The sequence below is a fragment of the Convivina praedatoris genome (assembly GCF_933208495.1).
GTDB classification, from domain to species: domain Bacteria; phylum Bacillota; class Bacilli; order Lactobacillales; family Lactobacillaceae; genus Convivina; species Convivina praedatoris.
Genome location: NZ_CAKOET010000002.1, coordinates 222,149 through 243,744, shown reverse-complemented (window position 1 = coordinate 243,744; position 21,596 = coordinate 222,149). Strand labels below are relative to the sequence as shown.

Annotated in this window: 21 protein-coding genes and 4 tRNA genes; 8 read left to right on the top strand and 17 right to left on the bottom strand. The window is 40.0% G+C overall.

Features of this window, described 5'->3' with window-relative positions; all coding sequences use genetic code 11:
* The first annotated feature begins 356 nt into the window (after positions 1 to 356).
* From M4974_RS02940 to M4974_RS02925, 4 genes are read left to right on the top strand one after another with little or no spacing between them, the layout of a single operon-like run.
* Positions 357 to 1,196, top strand: a complete 840-nt coding sequence (locus tag M4974_RS02940) for a MetQ/NlpA family ABC transporter substrate-binding protein (RefSeq protein ID WP_248706014.1) — start codon at positions 357 to 359, stop codon at positions 1,194 to 1,196.
* Positions 1,197 to 1,232: 36 nt separating this feature from the next.
* Positions 1,233 to 2,558, top strand: a complete 1,326-nt coding sequence (locus M4974_RS02935; RefSeq protein ID WP_248706013.1) for a M20/M25/M40 family metallo-hydrolase — start codon at positions 1,233 to 1,235, stop codon at positions 2,556 to 2,558.
* Positions 2,559 to 2,594: 36 nt separating this feature from the next.
* On the top strand, positions 2,595 to 3,680 hold the full coding sequence (locus M4974_RS02930; RefSeq protein WP_248706012.1) for a methionine ABC transporter ATP-binding protein: 1,086 nt from the start codon (positions 2,595 to 2,597) through the stop codon (positions 3,678 to 3,680).
* Positions 3,677 to 4,372, top strand: coding sequence for a methionine ABC transporter permease (locus tag M4974_RS02925; RefSeq protein WP_248706011.1), 696 nt, complete (start codon positions 3,677 to 3,679; stop codon positions 4,370 to 4,372). Before M4974_RS02930 ends, M4974_RS02925 begins: the two co-directional genes overlap by 4 nt.
* Before the next feature lie 37 nt (positions 4,373 to 4,409).
* Here M4974_RS02925 and M4974_RS02920 read toward each other — a convergent pair whose 3' ends face one another.
* On the bottom strand, positions 4,410 to 5,108 hold the full coding sequence (locus M4974_RS02920) for a GntR family transcriptional regulator (protein ID WP_089938477.1): 699 nt from the start codon (positions 5,106 to 5,108) through the stop codon (positions 4,410 to 4,412).
* Positions 5,109 to 5,274: 166 nt separating this feature from the next.
* On the opposite strand from M4974_RS02920, the gene M4974_RS02915 reads away from it, so the two are divergent.
* Both M4974_RS02915 and M4974_RS02910 read left to right on the top strand, forming a co-directional pair.
* Positions 5,275 to 5,346 (top strand) — tRNA-Gln (locus M4974_RS02915).
* Positions 5,347 to 5,404: 58 nt separating this feature from the next.
* Positions 5,405 to 5,917 (top strand): GNAT family N-acetyltransferase, encoded by a 513-nt coding sequence (locus M4974_RS02910; RefSeq protein WP_248706010.1) that lies wholly within the window; start codon positions 5,405 to 5,407, stop codon positions 5,915 to 5,917.
* Between the two features lie 15 nt (positions 5,918 to 5,932).
* On the opposite strand, the gene M4974_RS02905 is transcribed toward M4974_RS02910, so the two are convergent.
* Positions 5,933 to 6,400, bottom strand: a complete 468-nt coding sequence (locus M4974_RS02905; RefSeq protein WP_248706009.1) for a glutathione peroxidase — start codon at positions 6,398 to 6,400, stop codon at positions 5,933 to 5,935.
* Positions 6,401 to 6,513: 113 nt separating this feature from the next.
* On the opposite strand from M4974_RS02905, the gene M4974_RS02900 reads away from it, so the two are divergent.
* Positions 6,514 to 6,825: a hypothetical protein gene (locus M4974_RS02900; protein ID WP_248706008.1), complete on the top strand. Its 312-nt coding sequence runs from the start codon at positions 6,514 to 6,516 to the stop codon at positions 6,823 to 6,825.
* Between the two features lie 111 nt (positions 6,826 to 6,936).
* On the opposite strand, the gene M4974_RS02895 is transcribed toward M4974_RS02900, so the two are convergent.
* The 12 genes from M4974_RS02895 to pth form a co-directional block, all read right to left on the bottom strand.
* Positions 6,937 to 7,009, bottom strand: a tRNA-Thr gene (locus M4974_RS02895).
* Positions 7,010 to 7,013: 4 nt separating this feature from the next.
* A tRNA-Asn gene (locus tag M4974_RS02890) sits at positions 7,014 to 7,086 on the bottom strand.
* A gap of 120 nt (positions 7,087 to 7,206) precedes the next feature.
* Positions 7,207 to 7,279, bottom strand: a tRNA-Asn gene (locus M4974_RS02885).
* Positions 7,280 to 7,339: 60 nt separating this feature from the next.
* Positions 7,340 to 8,827: a lysine--tRNA ligase gene (gene lysS, locus M4974_RS02880; RefSeq protein WP_248706007.1), complete on the bottom strand. Its 1,488-nt coding sequence runs from the start codon at positions 8,825 to 8,827 to the stop codon at positions 7,340 to 7,342.
* An 80-nt stretch (positions 8,828 to 8,907) separates the two neighbouring features.
* Positions 8,908 to 9,819 (bottom strand): Hsp33 family molecular chaperone HslO, encoded by a 912-nt coding sequence (gene hslO / locus M4974_RS02875; protein WP_248706006.1) that lies wholly within the window; start codon positions 9,817 to 9,819, stop codon positions 8,908 to 8,910.
* A gap of 50 nt (positions 9,820 to 9,869) precedes the next feature.
* Entirely contained in the window at positions 9,870 to 11,963 is a 2,094-nt protein-coding gene (gene ftsH, locus M4974_RS02870) for an ATP-dependent zinc metalloprotease FtsH (protein WP_248706005.1), read from the bottom strand.
* Between the two features lie 37 nt (positions 11,964 to 12,000).
* Entirely contained in the window at positions 12,001 to 12,537 is a 537-nt protein-coding gene (hpt, locus tag M4974_RS02865) for a hypoxanthine phosphoribosyltransferase (protein ID WP_248706004.1), read from the bottom strand.
* A 15-nt stretch (positions 12,538 to 12,552) separates the two neighbouring features.
* Positions 12,553 to 13,845 carry a tRNA lysidine(34) synthetase TilS gene (gene tilS, locus M4974_RS02860; protein WP_248706003.1) on the bottom strand — a complete coding sequence of 431 codons (1,293 nt, stop codon included), beginning with the start codon at positions 13,843 to 13,845 and terminating at the stop codon, positions 12,553 to 12,555.
* A 41-nt stretch (positions 13,846 to 13,886) separates the two neighbouring features.
* Entirely contained in the window at positions 13,887 to 14,285 is a 399-nt protein-coding gene (locus tag M4974_RS02855) for an FtsB family cell division protein (RefSeq protein WP_248706002.1), read from the bottom strand.
* 85 nt (positions 14,286 to 14,370) lie between these two features.
* Positions 14,371 to 14,643 carry an RNA-binding S4 domain-containing protein gene (locus tag M4974_RS02850; protein WP_089938500.1) on the bottom strand — a complete coding sequence of 91 codons (273 nt, stop codon included), beginning with the start codon at positions 14,641 to 14,643 and terminating at the stop codon, positions 14,371 to 14,373.
* Entirely contained in the window at positions 14,644 to 18,177 is a 3,534-nt protein-coding gene (gene mfd, locus M4974_RS02845) for a transcription-repair coupling factor (RefSeq protein WP_248706001.1), read from the bottom strand.
* Between the two features lie 2 nt (positions 18,178 to 18,179).
* On the bottom strand, positions 18,180 to 18,746 hold the full coding sequence (gene pth, locus M4974_RS02840; RefSeq protein ID WP_248706000.1) for an aminoacyl-tRNA hydrolase: 567 nt from the start codon (positions 18,744 to 18,746) through the stop codon (positions 18,180 to 18,182).
* Positions 18,747 to 18,869: 123 nt separating this feature from the next.
* On the opposite strand from pth, the gene cbpA reads away from it, so the two are divergent.
* A complete protein-coding gene (cbpA, locus tag M4974_RS02835) occupies positions 18,870 to 19,517 on the top strand; it encodes a cyclic di-AMP binding protein CbpA (RefSeq protein WP_248705999.1) in 648 nt (215 codons plus the stop codon).
* 37 nt (positions 19,518 to 19,554) lie between these two features.
* On the opposite strand, the gene M4974_RS02830 is transcribed toward cbpA, so the two are convergent.
* Genes M4974_RS02830 through M4974_RS02820 form a run of 3 tightly spaced genes read right to left on the bottom strand, consistent with a single transcriptional unit; the run spans position 19,555 to position 21,573 of the window.
* Positions 19,555 to 20,442 (bottom strand): prenyltransferase, encoded by an 888-nt coding sequence (locus tag M4974_RS02830; RefSeq protein WP_248705998.1) that lies wholly within the window; start codon positions 20,440 to 20,442, stop codon positions 19,555 to 19,557.
* Positions 20,443 to 20,464: 22 nt separating this feature from the next.
* Positions 20,465 to 21,133 carry a DUF421 domain-containing protein gene (locus tag M4974_RS02825; RefSeq protein WP_248705997.1) on the bottom strand — a complete coding sequence of 223 codons (669 nt, stop codon included), beginning with the start codon at positions 21,131 to 21,133 and terminating at the stop codon, positions 20,465 to 20,467.
* The gene (locus M4974_RS02820) at positions 21,130 to 21,573 is read right to left on the bottom strand and encodes a DUF3290 domain-containing protein (RefSeq protein WP_248705996.1); all 444 of its coding nucleotides are present in this window, start codon (positions 21,571 to 21,573) and stop codon (positions 21,130 to 21,132) included. Before M4974_RS02820 ends, M4974_RS02825 begins: the two co-directional genes overlap by 4 nt.
* Positions 21,574 to 21,596 lie beyond the last annotated feature (23 nt).

Below are 21,596 nucleotides of genomic sequence, written 5' to 3'. Positions count from 1 at the left end.
TAATAAATATGATTAAGATGTACCTACATGTAACAAACAAGTTGAGCAGAAAAGTAACTAACCAACAAAAATCAGAAAGTCACCGGTTGATGAGAGGTGACATGCGGGCGTTAGTGAAAATGATCTGTGATTGGCATGTGCGAATCGGTTTACCGTTTAGCATATGACGGATTGGCCCTCGTTACCAGGCACACCATTCGACTAGGATCATCTCCCGATGTCCGATGGTTAGTGAGCAGCTGTTTGAGTAATCAAACAGCGAAATCTCAGAATGGTAACGCGTAAATCGCTTCTGTATATCCTACAGGAGCGATTTTTTTGTTACCTAAATTGTTTATTATTGAGGAGAAAAGAATATGAGCAAGAAATCCAAAATCATCACCAGTCTAATAGTTATCTGTATCGGTATTGCCGCTTACTTTAGTTTTTTCAACCATCCCCAAGATGTTAATAAAACCGTTAAAATCGGGGTCATGGCCGGTGATCAAAGTGAAGATGAAATTTGGGACAATGCCATCAAAACTGCCAAAGAAAAGTATGGCATTACCTTAAAAACTGTTAAATTCAATGATTATTCTCAACCCAACAAGGCCCTGGCCAACCATGATATTGATTTAAACGCTTTCCAAAACTATCCTTTCTTAGAAAATTGGAATAAAGCTAATAAATCTGACATCGTTTCCATTGGGGATACTTGGACGACACCTCTTCGCCTTTACTCTAGTAACTATAAGAACATCAGTGATTTTAATAATGGTGATCAAATTGCCGTTGCCAACGATGTAACCAATGAAAATCGTGGCTTACATTTATTAGCCGAAGCCGGTTTAATTAAGTTAAAGGACACCAACAAGGCAACCACCCAGGACATTACCGAAAATCCCAAGAATTTAAAGATCACCGCAGTCGATGCCTCACAAACGGCTAAGTCATTGAAAGATCCTCAGTTTGCTGGGGCAGTCATTAATACCAACTTTGCTAAGTCAGCTAAGATTGATTTCAACTCAGCAATTTATGTTGAAGGTTTGAATAAAAATACCACCCAGTTCTTCAATTTCATCGCGGCTAACAAAAAGGATGAAAACAATCAAACTTATAAAAATGTCGTTAAGTCCATTCAAACTGCCAAGACCAAGGAATTAGTCGAAAAGAACTACCACGGTGCCGAAGTAACTGTTTGGGATTATAAGAAGTAACTTTTAACCTACGATTCAAGTAGCAGAAAGGATTCTATGACAACTATTCAAGATAAATACCTTCATTTATTAAAGGACTTAGTGGCTATTCCCTCGGTTTCCGCCCAACGCTTGAATCTACCCGAAACCGCCCAATTAATTGCCCAGGCTTTTATTGAACTAGGTGGTCAGGTCACAGTTGATGATGCCTACTTCGCACCGCTAGTGATTGCCCAGTTCCATAGTCCTAAACCAAATGCAAAAACCTTATTAATCTATAATCATTACGATGTCCAACCGGCGGAACCACTAGATTTATGGGAAAGTAATCCCTGGCAGTTACGCCAAGCAGGTAATTTTCTCTTTGGTCGAGGTGTTAATGATGATAAGGGAAACCTAACTGCACGAATGACCGCTTTAGCCCAATACCTGAATGATTTCGATGCTCTTCCAGTTAATATCACGTTTATCGTTGAAGGTGCGGAAGAATCCGCTTCCTTACATTTAAATGATTATTTAGCTAAACATCCTGAATTACAGGCTGATTTAACCATTTGGGAATCTGGTAATAAAAATAGTCAGGGTCAGCTAGAAATTATCGGTGGTAACAAAGGAATTGTTACTTTTAATGTAAGCAGTCAAACTGGTCAAGATGACCTCCATTCCTCCTGGGCGGGCGTCATCGATTCAGCTACTTGGCGGTTAATTGCTGGACTAAATTCCCTACGTGATCAAACTGGAAAAATCCCAATTCCAGCCTTTAATCAAGCTGCCCAAAAACCCAATCAACGTGAACTTGATTTAGTGAATCAAATCCCTTTCAATCGACAGGAATTAACCCAAAGTTTAGGTTTGGATGCTGGGCAATTAACCCAACTTTCTGATCAAGAATTAAAATACCAACTCTATTTTGAACCGACCTTCAATATTGAAGGTTTCGCCAGTGGCTATCAAGGTCCTGGTGTTAAAACAATTCTACCCCATCAGGCTAGCGCCAAATTAGATGTTCGCTTAGTTCCAGGAATGACCCCCAAAGTTGTCTTAGAGCAAATACGGACCCAACTTAATCAGACTGGATTTACGGACTTAATTATCGAAGAAACCTTGAGTCAACTCGGTTATCGTAGTGATATGTCAGATGAAAATATTTTAAAAGTTATTGAACTGACGCAAAATATTTATCCAACAGATCCAGTGATTATGCCAACTTCGGCCGGTACTGGTCCGATGGCTTATGTCCATAATGCTATTCCCGCGCCGATTGTGGGTTTTGGTATTGGTAATAGTCAGTCTCGTGATCATGCACCCAATGAAAATATTCGGCTAACTGACTACCAAGAACATATTCAATTAATTAAAGCGCTCATCGCTAGCTACCAATAATATGAAAGGGAAGTGCCCGCCGGCACACTTTATGCCATGACTGAATCAATCATTTCTTTAAAAAATATTAATGTCACCTTCCGGCAAAAAAACAAAACCATCAACGCCGTTCAAAATGTCTCCCTAGAGGTTCAATCCGGTGATATTTATGGGGTCGTCGGTTATTCTGGAGCTGGTAAATCAACGCTAGTTCGAACGGTTAATTTACTCCAAGTCCCTACTAGTGGCCAGGTTATCGTTCAGGACAGTACTTTCTTTGACCGCCAAACTAATCAAAGCCACGCCAAAATTATTAACAGTAATCAATTACGGCAAAAGCGACGTAAAATTGGAATGATTTTCCAACATTTTAATCTCCTAAATGAACGAACTGTTGCTGAAAATGTAGCCTTTGCTTTGGAACATGCCAAACTATCGGACACCCAAAAAGCCGATAAGGTCGGCGAACTCTTGAAGTTAGTTGAACTCAGTGACCGATCACAACAATACCCTTCCCAACTTTCCGGTGGACAAAAACAGCGAGTCGCCATTGCTCGGGCACTGGCTAATGATCCTGAAATTTTAATTTCCGATGAAGCTACTTCAGCCCTCGATCCTAAAACCACTAATCAGATTCTAGGCCTTTTGAAAAAGTTAAACCAAGAATACGGTTTAACCATCCTCCTGATTACCCACGAAATGCAGGCCGTTAAGGAGATTGCTAATAAGGTTGCCGTTATGCAAAATGGGCAAATCATTGAGCGAGGCTCCCTACTAAATATTTTTGCTAATCCCAAAGAGCAATTAACCAAGGAATTTATCGAAACTGCCACTAATTTAGACCAGGCAATTGCCACGGTTAGCCAACAAGCCCTCGTTCAAAACTTACAAGAGAACCAGATTTTTGCCCGGTTAACCTACACTGGTAATAATACGAACGAACCCTTAATTGCTGGATTATATCGACAGTACCAAATTGTCGCCAATATTTTATATGGTGATATTGAAATTTTACAAGGAACCGAAGTTGGGTCGCTGCTAGTTATTTTAACTGGTGAGCAAGACAAATTAACCGCTGGTATTGCTCAGTTGGCGCAAGCTGGTGTTAACGTAGAAATATTGAAAGGATCACATGCCCTATGAGTAATTGGATTTCACAAACCTTCCCCAATGTAATCTACCAAGGCTGGACTGGCGATACCGGTTGGTGGACCGCCATCGTTCAAACCATTTATATGACGTTCTGGTCAGCTATTTTTGGTGGTATTTTAGGCTTAATCTTTGGTATTGGCCTAATTGTGACTGCCTCTGATGGCATTACTCCTAACCGAACGCTATACTGGATTTTAGATAAAGTCGTCTCCATTTTCCGAGCCGTACCTTTCATTATTTTGCTGGCTTTCATTGCACCAGTTACTAAAGCCATTGTCGGTACCCAGATTGGTACAGCTGCTGCCTTAGTACCACTATCCTTGGGAGTATTTCCTTTCTATGCCCGTCAAATTCAAGTTGCTTTAAGTGAAGTTGATCATGGTATTGTCGAAGCGGCTCAATCAATTGGTGCTACTTTTACTGACATTGTTTTTGGGGTTTATTTCCGTGAAGGTCGTTCAGAAATTATCCGAGTTTCGACCGTAACTTTAATTAGTCTAATTGGTTTAACTGCCATGGCCGGTGCCATTGGTGCTGGTGGCTTAGGAAACATGGCTATTTCCTACGGTTATAACCGCTTTGCAACCGATACAACCGTGGTAGCAACCCTATTAGTTCTTATTTTTGTGTTAATTGTTCAACTTGTTGGTGACTGGTTAGCCAAACGCTTAAATCATAAATAAAAAAAGGCTGTGCAATTTAAAGTTGCACAGCCTTTTCTTAACGACTTAATTTAAATTCAAAACGCTCACCAACATAGTAGGAACGAACATATTCAAAAGGAACATCATTTTGATCATAAGAAACTTGACGGACGGATAAAATTGGATCACCACGTTTAATTTGTAAGAAGTCTGCCAAACGCTCAGTGGCCAAGCTAGCTGTCACTGTTTGGTCAGCATGTCCAGGCTGAATGCCCGCTTGAATTAAGGTGGCATACAATGACTCCGTTAAATCAGAACGGGTAAAATTATTGACTAATTTAACCGGTAAGGTAGTTTGCTCTAACAAGATTGGCGTGTCATCTCCCAGTCGCAAACGCTCCATGACCAAAACTTCATCCCCAGGATCTAACTGTAAATGTTCAACTTCTGAAGCTGAGGCCATAGTGATTTTATAGCTAACCGTTACGGTTTGGGCGACGCGACCACTTTTAGCCATCAAATCAGTAAAACTAGTGACTCCTAGTACTCGTTCAGATATTTTTTTCTCAGCGACATAGGTACCGGAACCAACCTTCCGCTCCAAAATACCTTCATCTACTAAGGTTTGAATGGCCTGACGTAAGGTCATTCGGGAAACATTAAATGATTCAGCTAAGTCCCGTTCCGCAGGTAGGCGTTGATTTTTTTGCCACTCACCGGCAGTAATTCGAGCCAAAATTTCGTTGTGTATTTCAATATATCTTGGTAAAGACATAATCCTATCCCTCACAATTTAACTACTCTCTCAAAGTAGTCGTTACTTATTACACAATCCATTATAATTGGTCTAGTCTTCTTTGGCAAATGAGGACAGTTTCCTTAATTTCTAAAATTTACAGCTTGCAATTCATCTAATTTTCGGGTAATATATATCAAGTAATTGCCCCTTGGCCAAGCGGTAAGGCGGTGGCTTCTGGTGCCACTATGCGCTGGTTCGAATCCAGCAGGGGCAATATTGAAGACGGTATCGATTGATATCGTCTTTTTTACTAAAAAAAGGAGCATACAATCATGAATATTCGTCCCTTAGAGAAAAAGGACCTCCCCCATTTATACCGCCAGCAAAATTCTCGGCCGGTAATGGCCTTGTGGTTTGAGGAACCTTATACTTCCTTTGACGAATTGAGCATCCTTTACGATCGACATGTTTTAGATCAATCAGAACGGCGATTTGTGATTGAGGTTGAAGGTGATTTTGCCGGAATTGTTGAACTAGTTGAAATCGACACGATTCATCGGCATGCCGAAATTCAAATCATTGTTGATCCACAATATCAGAGACAGGGTTTAGCTCAAGCTGGTATGCAATTAGGGATTGAATACGCCTTTAATGTCCTTAATTTACATAAAATTTACCTATACGTGGATGTCAATAATTCAGCCGCCATTCATATTTATAAAAAATTAGGTTTTCAAGAAGAAGGTCAACTACGCCAGCATTATTTTGCGGAAGGTTGCTACCACGATAGTTTCCTAATGGGGCTATTCTTTACCGAATTTAGTACTAAAAAAGCCAGCTCATAATAAGCTGGCTTTTTTCTAGCTATTTAAAGCTTGTTGAATGTCAGATGACATTTTAGCGGGCGCTGTAGTGGGTGAATAGCGATGAATCATCTGTCCGTTACGACCAATTAAAAATTTTGTGTAATTCCATTTGATTCGCCCATGACCAGCAGCCTGTTTGAGGTAGGTGAAAAGCGGATCTTCTCCTTCCCCGTTGACTAGCACTGGTTGAGTCATAGGAAAAGTAACCCCATAATGTAGCTGACAATACTGACTTATTTCATCGGCAGCAATTTCTTGGTGAAATTGATTAGAAGGCAAACCAAGAATTGCTAACCCTTGAGACTGATATTCCTGATATAAAGCTTCTAGGCCTTCTAATTGTGGCGCTAAACCACATTTACTGGCCGTATTCACAATCAACAGGACTTTACCCCGGTACTGATTAAAATCGATTGTTTGGCCGCTCATTTCTTTTTCGGTGAAGCTGTAAATTGTACACATGCTGAGTAACTCCTTGTAAATATAAATTCGTAACATTTTTATTTTAATCTTATTTAGAACACTTATACTAGTATTTTAGGATAAAATATAAGTACCTTGAAAGGAGTTCGATAATGAGTGATTATCAAATTATTAAGGTCCGAGTCAAAAAAGGACTGACAGCTAAAGATGGTAACGAAGCCATTTTAATTGGTGCCGAAGTAGCTGATCAAAATATGCATCACTATCTAGGATTAAATACCAATATCGTCAAATCAGTCCAGCGGATTGCCATGGAAATCCAAAAGGGCAATCACTATTCCTATGTTAACGCAAGTGGTGAACCGATTCCTGTCATCCAAAATACGGCTGAAAGCGCGACTAGCATTGCCACTGATGCCAAGTATCGTGATCAAAACAGTTTGCTAGATTTACCAAGATTTTAACGTACAAACAATGTACGAAAATTATAGAGATTAATGAAAGTAACACTCTTATAAAACAAATAAAAAACGCCTATATGAAGGCGTTTTTATTATCCTAATTTTTACTGTAAATGCCGACGAAAGGATTCGAACCTTCGACCCCAGGTTTACGATACCCGTGCTCTACCAACTGAGCTACGTCGGCAATACTCCGACTGCCGGGCTCGAACCGGCGACAACCTGATTAACAGTCAGGTGCTCTACCAACTGAGCTAAGTCGGAATAAGATTGTCTTTAAAACAACTATTATATTATGCCATGCTTAAATAAAAGTGTCAATCGTTTTTCATGATATTATCATACGAAAAAACCAGTAAACCTTAAGCTTACTGGTTTTGATTACTCCGACTGCCGGGCTCGAACCGGCGACAACCTGATTAACAGTCAGGTGCTCTACCAACTGAGCTAAGTCGGAATTAAGTCGCTCACACAACTTAATCATTATACCTAATATATGACATTTCTGTCAACATTTTTATTCAGGACGCATGGTTGGGAATAAAACTACATCACGAATCGTTACTGAATCAGTTAACAACATAATTAACCGATCGATTCCAATTCCCAAGCCCCCTGTAGGTGGCATACCGTATTCTAAGGCCTCTAGGAAATCTTCATCAATTCCTTCCGCCTCATCATTACCCTCAGCTCGTTCAGCTGCTTGGGTTTCAAAACGGGCCCGCTGATCGATTGGATCATTTAATTCAGTAAAGGCATTGGCATATTCACTGCCCATAATAAAGAGCTCAAATCGATCTGTAAAACGTGGATCATCAGCATTCTTTTTAGCCAAAGGTGACACTTCCACTGGGTGACCATAAACAAATGTTGGCTGAGTCAATGTGTCTTCGACATATTCTTCGAAGAAAGCGTTGATGATATGCCCAATTTGCCAATAAGTTTCATATTGAACATGATGTTGCTTAGCCAAGGCTTGCGCTTCTTCCAAAGTCATAGCCGGCCAGAAGTCAACGCCGGTCCGATTCTTGATTAAATCAACCATATGCTGACGAGCAAAAGGCTTATTCAAGTCAATGGCCGTTCCCTGGTAGGTAATCTTTAAGTCCGGTGAAACTGACTTAGCGGCCGCCTTAAAAATACCCTCAGTTTCATTCATAACGTCGTTAAAATCCCAATAAGCAGCATAAGATTCTAAGGAAGTAAATTCAGGATTATGTTTTGGATCCATACCTTCATTACGGAAAATTCGGCCAATTTCATAGACCCGTTCCATACCACCAACAATCAAACGCTTGAGATATAACTCAGTGGCAATTCGCATATACATATCAATGTTTAAGGCATTGTGATGGGTCACAAAGGGACGCGCAGCAGCTCCACCCGCCTGGGTTTGTAAAATTGGAGTTTCCACTTCTAAGAAATGCTGGCCATCCATATAATGACGAATGGCTGAAATAATGTGAGAACGCTGTTGAAACTTCCGGAATGAATCTTCGTTAGCAATCAAGTCCAAATAACGCTTACGATAACGGGTTTCCACATCTGAAATTCCGTGATATTTATCTGGCATTGGTCGCAAGGCTTTTGCCAAATGAGTCAAATGAGTTACCAAAACAGTTAATTCACCGGCTTCAGTCTTCATCATGATTCCTTTGATACCCAAAAAATCACCTAAATCAGCCCGCTTGATAATTGGATAGTTGTCACCTAAATCATCACGACGAGCATAAATTTGAATCTTACCAGAGGCATCACGGATATCAGCAAAAATAACCTTACCGGCACCACGTTTAGCGACCATACGACCGGCAATAATCACCTCATGCTGATTTTCCATTAAGTCATCAAGGGTATTTTGATCGTACTGAGCGTGTAAGTCACCTGCCATTGAATCGCGGTCAAAGCGCTTTCCAAAGGGGTCTAAATCTAAATCATCAACCAAGGCCTTCATCTTTTGACGACGAGCAACCATTTGGTCATTTAGGGCTCTTTCTTCAGCCATATGTTTAATCCTTCCTACAACACATTATTAATCTCTAACTTCAATCTTATCAAATCATAGGCTAGTGACAAAGCCTAAAATTACGAATCTTTATCTTCATCGAGATCACGAGCTAAGATATCGGCTAAAATTGTTTCTAATTCATTTTGTTCAAAATAATGCCGCTTACCAGAGAACTTACCGATAATCTCAGCCCCGCCATCCTCATCGATCATTGCTTGAACTTCCGTGGCCGGTAAAGTTGCCAACATCTTAGCATATTCTTCTTTAGGCGGTTCAGCTGCTAAACCAACATTCAAATCGGCTAATTCCGTAAAACTATTTTCACCAAAAATATTATTAAGAATGGCCTTTGGCTCTGATCCTTGAGAAATCAATTTATTTAAAGGCGTCATGGCCTTTAGCTTATCTTCTAAATCGCTTAACTGGTCATCAGTGGCGCCGGGTAAAGCTTGAATTAAAAAGCCACTAGCCATATCAACTAGGCCTTGTTTGTCTAAGTGGACCCCCACACCAATCACAGATGGAATCTGCTCTGATTGAGCTAGATAATAGGTAAAATCATCACCAATTTCACCACTCACCAGCTGACTTTGGCCGATATACGGATCAGAATATGGGGCAAATTTAGTAATTTGTAAGAAACCGTTGTGTCCAACCGCAGTCCCAATTTGAAGTTGCTGATGCTCATCTAAAGTTCCTTCCAATTGAGCGTTGGTTACGTATCCTCGAACGCTTCCCTTAGCATCAGCTTCAGTTACAACGTTGCCAATTGGTCCACGACCAGCAATTTTAGCGTTTAAACGTTCTTCCCCTTTTAGAGTAGCCTGAGCCAACAATTCAGTGGCCAACAAAGCTCGCCCTAAAATCACTGAAGCAATACGACTGGTTTCATGGGCCTGACAAGCTTGGCTAACTAGATTCGTTCCATTTAAGGCGAAAGCACGAAAAGCATCATCTTTAGTAATAACTTTAATTAACTGATTATTCATAATTTCCTTCTTTGTCAAAAATAAAAAGTTGGCCTAAGCCAACTTTCTAATTATTTGTTATCCGAATTCGGAGCATCGTCAGGCTTTTCCGGTGCATCATCTGGATTAGTTTCCAATGGTTGCTCTGGATTAGCTCCCCCCTTATCCACTCGTTCCTCGGCTTCAGATTCTTTTGCATCTAATTCAGCTTTGGTCTGTTCAAAGGACTTAGCTCCATCATTACTCTCATCTGGTCCCTTAGGAGTAAAAGTACCAGTATTGTAAATATCTTTAATTTGTTGCTCATCCAAAGTTTCAACTTCAAGCAGAGCTTCTGCGATGGCTTGAAGCTTATCACGATGATCAGCAATAATTTGCTTAGCATCTTCAAAAGCTTCGTGAGTTAATCGACGAACTTCTTCATCAATTAAGTTTGCTGTCTCATCGGAATAATTACGATTACCAGCCTGTTCGCTATAACCAACGCTAGCATTTCCTTCAAGTTGAACCATGCCCAATTTGTCTGACATACCATAGGCCGTAACCATTTGGCGAGCCAAACCGGTTGCCTGCTGGAAATCATTAGCGGCCCCTGAACTAGCTTCGTCAAAGACTGAAATTTCGGCAGCCCGTCCCCCCATTAAACCAGCTAGCTGTTCCTTGGCTTCTGAGTAACGGACATTATAACGATCAGTCTTTGGTGTCATCAAGGCATATCCACCGATGCGGCCACGCGGCACAATCGTCACCTTACGGACAACTGAGGCATCTGAACGAACCAATCCAACCAAAGCGTGCCCAGCTTCGTGATAAGCAGTGGTCTTGCGTTCAACTTCAGACATCGAACGGTTAGTTTTAGCTGGACCTTGGAAAATCCGATCTTCAGCTTCATCAATATCAGCAGCATCAATCTCTTTTTTATCGCGACGAGCTGCTAACAAAGCTGATTCGTTCAATAAGTTTTCCAAGTCAGCCCCAACATAACCAGGAGTTTGTTGGGCAATAGCTTTCAAATCAACGTTCTTAGCCAAAGGTTTATTCTTCGCATGCACGCGAAGAATAGCTTCACGACCTTTCACATCTGGTGCACCAACCATAATCTTACGGTCAAATCGTCCCGAACGAAGCAAGGCAGGATCCAACACGTCAGAACGGTTGGTAGAAGCCAAAATAATGACTCCTTCAGAACCTTCAAACCCATCCATTTCAATCAAGATTTGGTTCAAAGTCTGTTCACGTTCATCGTTACCACCACCGATACCAGAACCACGACGGCGACCAACCGCATCAATTTCATCAATGAAGATAATGGCCGGAGCGGTTTTCTTTGCCTGTTCGAACAAATCACGAACACGTGAAGCACCAACCCCAACAAACATTTCCACAAAGTCTGAACCAGACATAGAGAAGAATGGCACGCTGGCTTCACCAGCAACAGCCTTGGCTAACAAAGTTTTACCAGTTCCCGGAGGTCCCTCAAGTAAAACACCCTTTGGAATACGAGCACCCAAGTTAACAAACTTCTTCGGTGACTTTAGGAACTCAACAACTTCAACCAGTTCTTCTTTTTCTTCATCAGCACCGGCAACGTTGTCAAAACGAATCTTATTGTCTTTGGGATCCGATGGCTTAGCCTTAGACTTACCAAAGCCACCCATCATACCACCTTGGCCACCCTTACCAGAAGACTGACTCATCATGATGTAAAAGACGGCAAAGACCAAAATCAAGGGCACAATTGAGATAATCAAGTTCAACCAGAAACCAGATGATGGTGCTGGTTTAGTCGTCATATCAGTATTAGTGTCTTTAGCCTGCTGGCTAATATCTTTTAGTGAAGCATCGTTTGGTAGCACACTAGTGGTGAATTTGGTTGTCTTACTTTGGCTCTGCAAGATTGAATTCAAACCAGAACTGTTGCTATCCTTTGATGACTTATCACTGTCACGGTAAGTTCCAGAAACCGTATAAACATCGCTTCCTGGTTGGACGGTAAAGGACTTAATATCCTTATCGCCTAGGGCCTTAATAAATTGGCTTGAACTAATTGTCTTAGTGCCACCCTTGTCGCCACCGACAAAGGAATAAATTCCAGCAATAATAGCTAGAAAGATAATCACGTAAAGAAAGCTGCTTCTAAAAAAGCCGCTGTTATTATTTTTCATTCGATATCCTCAATTCCTTTAGTTAAAACCCGCTGTCTTAACTATAAATATCTTTCTTTAAAATACCGACATAAGGTAAATTACGATAAAGTTCCTTGTAATCTAGACCATAACCAACCACAAACTCATTCCGAACATCAAAACCAACATAGTCAGCTTTAATGTCAACTTTACGGCCGGCTTTCTTATCTAGTAAAGTTGCTACTCGAATCGACGATGCTCCTCGACTAGCCAAAAGCTCTTCCATAAACAGTAATGACTGACCAGTATCAACAATGTCTTCTAAGATCATTACATCGCGTCCACTAACATCTTGCCGAATATCCGTAATCAATTGAATGTCATTTGAACTGGCCACGCCTCCGTGATAGCTCGAAATTTTGATAAATTCCAAGTCCACGTAGAGGTCAATTTCACGTATCAAATCGGCTGTCCAAAGATAGGCACCCTTTAAAACTGATAAAACTAACGGTCGCCGACCAGCGTAGTCTTCAGTGATCTGCCGACCTAATCGTTGTGCAGACTCTTGAATTGCCGCTTGATCAAACAATATCTCTTCTATGTCGTTATTCACCTAGATTTCCTCAATTCACCATACTAGCCAAGTCGAATCTTGATTCGCTTGAGCAGAGGAATCTTGACTCATTTGCCACTTACCGTTTGGCAAGCGCACCCCCAGAATTTTATTATCGCTGGCCGTTAAAACTAAGGCATGATGACGATTTTCTAAAGGTATTTTAGCATCAATCAGCACTCTACGGACTGCCTTTGACCCACCTTTTATAGCTAACCGATCAGCACTTTTAAACGATCTTAAGAACAAATGGTTAACACCTGGTAAGCTCGGTAGTTTAATCATATGTTCATACCCCTTGGGTTGCTGGTTACTCCAGCAAAGTGGCTTATCAGTCAAAAAATTCCATTGATTTAATTTTAACATAACTGATAAATTTTCTTGGGCTTTCTTTGACTTTTTAGCCTTTTTTTTCAAGCAAATTTTTTGGTAAGTCTTATGGAATTGCCAGTCTTCGCCTAAATCAATGTAACCGCTCGGTTTTTGCCAATTCTTTAACAAACGACCAATCGCCATCAGCTGTTGATTTTTTAAACGATAAAAACCCTTTTCTGTTAGCCAGTACCTTAAGGTAGGATATAACCAATCCTCAGGCACCTTAGTCCAATCTTCTTCTAACTGTGGTAAAAAAAGCTGAATTTGTTGGTTCATCAATTGCTCTTGATTAGCTATTTGGCCAGCAAAATCCAAAATATGCCGTTTCGCTCCTGAATTTAATTCTGATAGAGCCGGTAAAATATTTTGACGAATAGCATTACGAGCCGTATAGCTAGCGTCAAAATTAGTTTCATCTTCCCGCCAGGTTAGTTGTTGCTGTTGCGCATAGTCAAACAAGTCCTGACGATAATAATCGAGAAGAGGTCGGAGAACTTTATCGCGTACTGCAGACATGCCAGTTAATTGACTTAGTTGTCCTCCGCGAATTAAATTTAACAAAATGGTTTCGACTTGATCATCAGCATGATGGGCAACTAAGACAGTTTGACTATGATATTGCTGCGCTAATTCTTCAAAAAATTCATACCGAAAATCACGTGCTCGGCCTTCAATGCCGCTGGGATTGTTATTTTGGAAGTCTTTAACAACTAACTGAGCGTGATATTTTTCTGCTAATTGGGCCACAAAGGCAGCATCCTGATCACTTTCAGCCCGCAAATGATAATTAACATGGGCAATCACAATTGCCTGTTGCGGGTGACTTTGGTAAAGGGCATCCAAAAGGACAACTGAATCCAGTCCTCCGGAAACGGCGATAATCACGGGAGTATCCCAATGATATTTTTTTAAGCTTTCAATAATTTTTGACATGTATGATAAAAAAACACCCAACACTGGGCGTCTTTCCTTTTCTAAGCATAATTGTGTTCGGGTAGATTATAAATCGTCTCACCGGATTTTGCATAGCCATATTTTTCCCGCAAAACCTGTTCTAAATATGCCGGATCATTTAGCTGTTTAGCATCCCTTTTAAGTTCAGTATTACTTTTTTGAATACCCGTCAATTTTTGTTGAGAAACTGTCAAGCCCTTGTTGGCATCATGCAAACGAACCTGACTCATCAATAATTGGATTAAAAATATAGCCATAGTCACTATGCCAATCCATTTGATTCGCTTTATTCGCCGTGCATGAACCTGTCGATAATGGTGGGCTGCTGCATCACGGCGCTTTCCTGCTGCTTCAATCTGGTAGGCAATCCGTGCGTTTAACGGGGTAATATTTGGTTGTAAGCGACTGTAATTGGCCATGGCGTCCTCACTTCTAAGAATTATTCTGTCACAATATCCCTAGCCTTGCAAGGTTTTTCATTAAAATTAAACCATAATTATCAAATTATTCTTGACTAAAATCACGTTCATAGCTTTCGCTAATCACTTCATACAAATCACTGGCCTCATCTTTTTTCACTAATTCAGCTAGCTTCAATACCTTCACGGTTAAAATTTTATTACCAAAATGAATCGTGATTAAATCGCCAGTTCCTACATTAGCGGAAGACTTAGCAACTTTTTGATTAATTTCAATTCGTCCTTGATCGGCAATTTCTTTAGCAATTGTCCGTCGCTTTACCAAACGGGAAATTTTTAAATATTTATCTAAACGCATTTATTTCTCCACTTCCTGCTGTTGAATTTCAATAATAACTAGTAAAAAATTACGCAATATGTTTAACCAGATACTACTTTCTTGACGATCATCAATAGTTAGAGTCACTTTTAATTGTTGGTCGGGTGCTCCGACAACGGCCTTTAATGGCACATCTTTTAAAGCTTCAAAAATTTTTACCCCAGCCAACTGTTTAGTAGCTTTCGCATTAAATTGAACCGATAATTCCTTTTTCTGCCGACGAATTTGCGTAACTTGGGCTCGATCAGCAGCACTCTTAATTCGACCAACTAATAATAATCGTGCCACTGGATCGGGTAAATCACCAAATCGATCGATTAAATTCTCTTCGACCTGTTCAAAATCTTCATCTGTCACTGCCAAACGAATTTGCGTATATAGGTCAATTTTCTGAGCATTATCAGCAACATAATCTTCGGGTAAATAAGCCAAAACCCCTAAAATTAACTCGGCATCGGATTTTACCACTGGGGTATCAACTACCTTTCCCTGCTTTTTGGCAACCGTATCTTTGAGCATTTGTGTATACATATCGTAACCGACTGAATCGATAAAACCATGTTGTTGCTTTCCCAGTAAATCACCGGCCCCACGAATACTCAAATCACGCATGGCAATTCGGAAACCAGAACCCAACTCAGTAAAGTCTCGAATCGCCTCTAAACGCTTTTCGGCTTCCGGGCTTGGTGTTCTAGAAAAAGGATAGGTAAAGTAGGCATAAGCTAATCGAGCTGATCGGCCAACCCGACCCCGTAGCTGGTACAACTGGGACAAGCCCATGTGATCGGCATTATCGACAATCAAAGTATTCGCATTAGGGATGTCCACTCCAGTTTCAATGATGGTTGTTGTAACCAAAACATCGTACTGCCGGTTCAAAAAGTCGTACAACACCCCTTCTAACTGAGTTTCACTCATTTGTCCATGAATCACAGCCACCCGACTATCTGGTACCATTTCTTCAATTTGGGCAGCAATCCGATCCAAATCACTGACTCGATTATGCAAATAGAAAACTTGCCCATCACGGGCTAACTCTTTTTCAATTGCAGCCCGAACCACTGCCCAATCAAATTCTAAGACATAGGTCTGGATGGGAAAACGATTAGCCGGGGGAGTTTCAATCACCGATAAATCACGTGCACCCACCATAGCCATATTTAGAGTTCGTGGAATGGGAGTCGCAGTTAAGGTTAGAACATCAACATTGGTTTTTAACGCCTTTAAGCGTTCTTTATGCTTGACACCAAAACGCTGTTCCTCATCAATAATTAACAAACCTAAATCAACAAAAGTAACATCTTTGCTTAACAAACGATGGGTTCCAACAACTACATCTAATTGATGATCTTCCAATTCCTTAATAGTTTGTCGATTCTGGGCATTGGTTTGAAAACGACTTAAGGTACCAATTTTAATTTCAGGAAAATCGGCAAAACGAGCCAAAATAGTTTCATAGTGCTGTTGAACTAAAATAGTAGTGGGTGCTAAAAAAGCTACCTGCTTACCAGCATGGGCAGCTTTAAAAACAGCTCGCAAAGCTACTTCAGTTTTCCCAAAACCAACATCCCCTACCAGCAAACGATCCATCGGCTGAATTTTTTGCATATCAACTTTAATTTCTTCAATACTACTAATCTGGTCCGGTGTTTCTGGATAACCAAAACTAGTATCAAATTTTAGCTGGGCAACATCATCTGGTGGAAAGGCGTAGCCGGATTGCGCTTCGCGTTTGGCATATAAATCAAGTAAATCATCGGCAATATCTTCGATTTTAGCAGCTACCTGCCGCTTAGTCTTATGCCATTCACTGCCACCTAATTTATTTAAACGCGGTGCCTTGGCAGCATCGGAAGCCCCAATATATTTTTGAATTAGATTCAATTGATTAACTGGAACAAAAATTTTGGCATTCTTTTGATAGGCAATTTCCAAATAATCTTGCTTACCGCCATCAACATTTAAGGTTTGTAATCCATGGTATTGGCCAATTCCATGGTTCACATGAACCACATAATCGCCGACAGACAGTTCGTTGTAGCTCTTTAAACGTTCGGCATTAGCCATTGTTTTTTGAACTCGACGAACTGGTTGACGGGCATGGGTAAAGAGCTCGCGTTCAGTTAAAGCAACCAAATGATCTTGTACCCACTCAAAACCATTACTCAAACTCCCTAACATAATTTGGACTTGATTAGACTGAACTTCGCGGTTGACTGGAATTGGCGTTTCAAAGTCAACTAATGATTGCTGAAAATGTTCAATCCGACTCGCATTACTAATGAGCATAACCACTGTTAAGCCTTTTTCTTGGGCATAGAGCAGATCATTTTTTAAAGCTGGTAACTGACCAAAATACTGGGTTGCTGGCCGGGTCGTTACTTCAGCAATATTAGTAAAATGAATCCGATTTAATCCCCGCTGAAAATTAGCTAAGTATAGTTCTGGCCGGTGCTGTCCAGCTAAAATTTTAGTTAATGGCGTCGGTAAAGTTACGCTCGGTAGTAACTGATAACTTTTAACCTGTTGAGCCAGCCATTCTTGATCCCGCTGTAATTGATTAAGACCAAATTCCTCTAAACGTGTCCACTCGTCTAGGACTATCAAGGCATCTTCAGCCAAATAATCAAGCACAGTTGTTGCTTGTGGATAGAAAAAAGACAAATAAGGCTGAATAACACTTTGTCGACTTTGTTCATTTAACGCTACTTGCGTTGTTGAAAAACCATCGGTGGCATGCTTTTTTTCCACACCAATTAACTGTGTTCGATAGTCACTAAACGCTGTTTCAACGGCCTTTTTACCACTTTGATATTGATCAACATCAATAACTAAATCTGAGGCCGGTTGAATTACCACCTGTTTTAACTTGGCCATACTCTGTTGATTAGTCGGATCAAATTGTTTGATTTGGTCTAATTCGTTATCAAAAAAATCTAGCCGAATCGGATGCTCCAAAAAAGGCGAATAAATATCAAAAATAGCACCCCGTTGTGCAAATTCACCCGGTTGTTCCACCAATTGCGTCGCTTGATAGCCCATTTTTAATAAATCATTCTTTAACTGATTAAAATCATAGCTTTGCCCAACTGATAAATTTAGGGTGGCTTTTTTTAATTGATTGGGATTGGGTAATCGTCGACTAAAACCAGCTAAATTAGTGATCAAAATTAACGGTTGACCACTCAAAAGTGCAGTCAAAGCGGCTACCCGCTGTAAATTAAAATCGGCCGAATGAACCGCCAAATCAGTTGCTAGGCTTTCTTCAGCCGGGAAAGTATACAGCACCTGCTCTTCGACCAATTGTGAAAGATCTTGATACAAATTATCCAAATGAGCTTGCGTATCCGTCACAATCACCATTTGTTGAGGATGAGCAGCATAAAGAGCCGCCAAGCTTGCCGCCTTGGCCGTTCCATTAACTCCCAACAAGAGCTGCTTAGATTTAGGATTAAGATGCTCTTGAATGGTTTGGATGGTACTATTGTTTTTTAAAAAATTCGTCAGTGTCATATTTATCCGTTATAGTGATTACTTAAATCACTTACTGAAGCCCCAGCAATCCAGTCATCAATCGCCTGACTACTACGATCTAATAAGTCATTAACCGTCGTCATATCTTCAGCTTTAAAATTCCCTAATACATACTTAATAACTGCTTCTTGGGTATGCTGGGGATGCCCTAAGCCAAATTTTAACCGTAAGAAACTTTGCGAATTGGTATGGGCCATGATACTTTTCAACCCATTATGCCCGCCGGCTGAGCCCTTAGCCCGGAACCGTAACTTACCAAAAGGCATGTCCATATCATCAACGAGTACTAAGACATCTTCGATTTCTCCAGCATAAAAATCCAAAAAAGCACGCACAGCCTGCCCGGAATCATTCATATAAGTGGTGGGTTTTACCAACAAGACTATTTCCCCATCTACAGTAATCTTAGCGACCTGTGCAAATAACTTGGTAGCCGTAAAGCTTGCTTGATGGAGTTGAGCGTAATGATCTACGGCCATAAAGCCAATGTTATGTCGGGTATTCTCATATTTAACACCGATGTTACCGAGTCCAAATATAAATTTCATGCCTTGAATCCTTACTCTTCCTATTGATTAGTATCAGTGAGATATTATACCACTCCTCTCAACTATGAATGTGTTATTATAAGTATGCTTATATCTATTATGAAAATAGAATTAGAGGATCCTATGTTCCCAAAATCATTAGTAATACCAAAATCAAAATTAACTACCATTACTGAAAATACAACGATTCAAGAAGTTTACGATCTTTTTAATACGCCCAATGAAGCGCATACTAGGACTTTTCCAATTCTGGATCAATCTGGTCAACTGTTCCGAGGTAATGTTTATAAACAACACGTTTTAGAACACATTGCCAACCAACAAGATATGTCACTACCTGCGACTGCCATCATGCGTAATTCAACTAAGTTTATTTACACCAATAGTAAATTTTATGATGTCTTCTTTGCCATTCGAGACCTCCCTTTCATCGCCGTCTTAGATGAAAACCACCATTTTTATGGGATTTTTACCCACGATGCGCTGATGAATGTCTTATCTCAAAGTTGGTCAGTTGAACGTGGTGGTGTGGCGATTGGTGTTGAAGATCGTTTGCAGCGTGGTGATTTAAGTAAAATGTCTAAAATTATTACTCGTTTTACCAATATTGAATCAGTAGTATCCCTACAATCAGAAAAAAACACCCCGTTAACCGTGATGTTTACCCTAACAATTCCTAGTAATAGTGATTTACTAAAACAAATTATTACTAAATTAGAAAAAAAAGATTTCCATGTCGTTAGCATTGAAAATTTAGACCAATTTAAATAAAAAAACAAGCATGAGCTCTCCTCAAGTCTTGTTTTTTTTATAGCCAAAAACCAATAATAATACTAATCGCCATGGTTACCATTAAAATAACCAAATTTTGAATAGCTAAAACAAAATTTTTAGATTTAATCGGGTTATCCACAAAACGCTGGGTATTACGCCAAACTAAAGGTGTCAAGGCCCAGGTTGCCAGAGCAGTTAGTGGTAACCAACCACAAATAACTACCACGACAATTTCTGTATAGGCCAGGATAACCCAGGAAAAATATAACTTTTTAGCATTGGCTAACCCTAAGTAATGCACAATCGTGTGGCGCTGATTTTCCTCATCCTCTTCATGATCAGCGATATTATTAGCTAACATAATATTGGCAATTAATAACACTAGGGGTAAAGAAACAAAGAACCACTGCAATAAAATCATCGGACTTAGAACAATCATCGTATTGACATATACTTGAGCAACAAAAATGAAATAGCCCATCGTTATACCCGATACAAATTCACCCAAAGGGGTATTAGTAATTGGTCTTGGTCCAGCCGAATAAAAATAACCAATTAAAAACGATAAAATTCCAATAATCCAAGTCACATAGGAAGTACGCCAAGCGACTAAAATACCGGCCAAAGCCGCCAGTAAACCTAAAATAACAGCTACAATTAAAACACAGTGATCAGTTAAATCTTTCTTGGCACTCGTTTCACGTAAGTATTGACTACTTACCTGACGCTTGTGGTCTTCATATCGGTTAAAAGTGTTAACCGCCAAATGAACACTAACTGCGGCAATAATTAATAAAATTGTATTCCCCCAGTTCACCAAATGATAACGCCATTGACTATAGGCTAATCCCACCAAAAGTGGTGCTAAACTGGGAATCACTACCTTAATTTCTACTAAGTCCAAAAACTGTCGAACGGTCACAATTGATTCCTTTCTGCATGTACTACTTTTTCAACCTAATCTTTGTGTTTAAATCGGTTTGATCATACGGCGTTAACCGAATCTGACCTTCAATATATTCACCTACAAAGATACTGCGAATATTAGTATAGCCTTGTTTTTGGACTTGAACAAGCAACCAATCAACATCTTGATCAATGGCATCCAACACTTCCATGTTGGCCTGCCCATCATAAATAATTGGATATTTAGGACTTTGATCCCCATATTCAATCAATGTCAGTTGACCATTTTGTTCCAGAACAGCCCGTTTAACTTTGGAAACATCATAAATATTTTGTTCCCGTAACTTAAACATCAAATCACTAGCTGATAGACCGGCCAAAATCACCTTACCAGCATCAATCCGGCCGTTTTCAATCACATTAACCGGCTGTCCATCAATCACTGCTTTAGCCAACCGACTATGTTCCTTGAGGAATTTTAAAATCATAACCAACAAGGTCCACATAATTAATACAACCATGAACTGAAAGACAGTAATCGTATCAGAGTAAATCGTTCCACCAATAATTCCACCCAAAACATAATTTTGAACCTGATCGAGAGCATTAGAAGGAGCTAAATTACCCTTCCCCATAATGTTAATTTGAATAATTAGGGCAATCAGACCAATCGCTAATTTATAAAGAATTGGTAAATAAATATTCATTGGACCACCTCAACTTTTTCATTAAATAGATATACTCGGGTTAAACTATAGGATTTCTGGTCCTTACTTAGGGTTATGCTGTAGTATTTATTCCCTTCTTTAACCAACATACCATCCGTTAAAGTCGTCGAATTAAAATATACCTTTTTAGACGATACATTTTGATTTTCCGCAAACTGTGTCGCAAAGGTTCCCATTTGTGACTGTTGGGAATTTTTCGTTACCATCGTTTGGTAATCTGTATATTGAATCCCCGCAAAAAATAAAAAACTCAACAAGGCAATAATTGTCAAATCACGATAACGCGTATTAAGACGATGACGCATAGTTGCCACTAAACCAACTGCCATTAAAACAAAAGTTATCAACAGCATCACAATCCCAAAAGTACTGGTAACATTGGCCTGTTGTGATAAATAATCGGCACTATAAAAAGTCATGAATCACTCCTCCAATAATGATT

Excerpts from the sequence above, each read along its gene's own strand:
- M4974_RS02940 (WP_248706014.1), top strand. The coding sequence starts at position 357 with ATGAGCAAGAAATCCAAAATCATCACCAGTCTAATAGTTATCTGTATC.
- M4974_RS02935 (WP_248706013.1), top strand. The coding sequence starts at position 1,233 with ATGACAACTATTCAAGATAAATACCTTCATTTATTAAAGGACTTAGTG.
- M4974_RS02930 (WP_248706012.1), top strand. The coding sequence starts at position 2,595 with ATGACTGAATCAATCATTTCTTTAAAAAATATTAATGTCACCTTCCGG.
- M4974_RS02925 (WP_248706011.1), top strand. The coding sequence starts at position 3,677 with ATGAGTAATTGGATTTCACAAACCTTCCCCAATGTAATCTACCAAGGC.
- M4974_RS02920 (WP_089938477.1), bottom strand. The coding sequence starts at position 5,108 with ATGTCTTTACCAAGATATATTGAAATACACAACGAAATTTTGGCTCGA.
- M4974_RS02910 (WP_248706010.1), top strand. The coding sequence starts at position 5,405 with ATGAATATTCGTCCCTTAGAGAAAAAGGACCTCCCCCATTTATACCGC.
- M4974_RS02905 (WP_248706009.1), bottom strand. The coding sequence starts at position 6,400 with ATGTGTACAATTTACAGCTTCACCGAAAAAGAAATGAGCGGCCAAACA.
- M4974_RS02900 (WP_248706008.1), top strand. The coding sequence starts at position 6,514 with ATGAGTGATTATCAAATTATTAAGGTCCGAGTCAAAAAAGGACTGACA.
- lysS (WP_248706007.1), bottom strand. The coding sequence starts at position 8,827 with ATGGCTGAAGAAAGAGCCCTAAATGACCAAATGGTTGCTCGTCGTCAA.
- hslO (WP_248706006.1), bottom strand. The coding sequence starts at position 9,819 with ATGAATAATCAGTTAATTAAAGTTATTACTAAAGATGATGCTTTTCGT.
- ftsH (WP_248706005.1), bottom strand. The coding sequence starts at position 11,963 with ATGAAAAATAATAACAGCGGCTTTTTTAGAAGCAGCTTTCTTTACGTG.
- tilS (WP_248706003.1), bottom strand. The coding sequence starts at position 13,845 with ATGTCAAAAATTATTGAAAGCTTAAAAAAATATCATTGGGATACTCCC.
- M4974_RS02855 (WP_248706002.1), bottom strand. The coding sequence starts at position 14,285 with ATGGCCAATTACAGTCGCTTACAACCAAATATTACCCCGTTAAACGCA.
- M4974_RS02850 (WP_089938500.1), bottom strand. The coding sequence starts at position 14,643 with ATGCGTTTAGATAAATATTTAAAAATTTCCCGTTTGGTAAAGCGACGG.
- mfd (WP_248706001.1), bottom strand. The coding sequence starts at position 18,177 with ATGACACTGACGAATTTTTTAAAAAACAATAGTACCATCCAAACCATT.
- pth (WP_248706000.1), bottom strand. The coding sequence starts at position 18,746 with ATGAAATTTATATTTGGACTCGGTAACATCGGTGTTAAATATGAGAAT.
- cbpA (WP_248705999.1), top strand. The coding sequence starts at position 18,870 with ATGTTCCCAAAATCATTAGTAATACCAAAATCAAAATTAACTACCATT.
- M4974_RS02825 (WP_248705997.1), bottom strand. The coding sequence starts at position 21,133 with ATGAATATTTATTTACCAATTCTTTATAAATTAGCGATTGGTCTGATT.
- M4974_RS02820 (WP_248705996.1), bottom strand. The coding sequence starts at position 21,573 with ATGACTTTTTATAGTGCCGATTATTTATCACAACAGGCCAATGTTACC.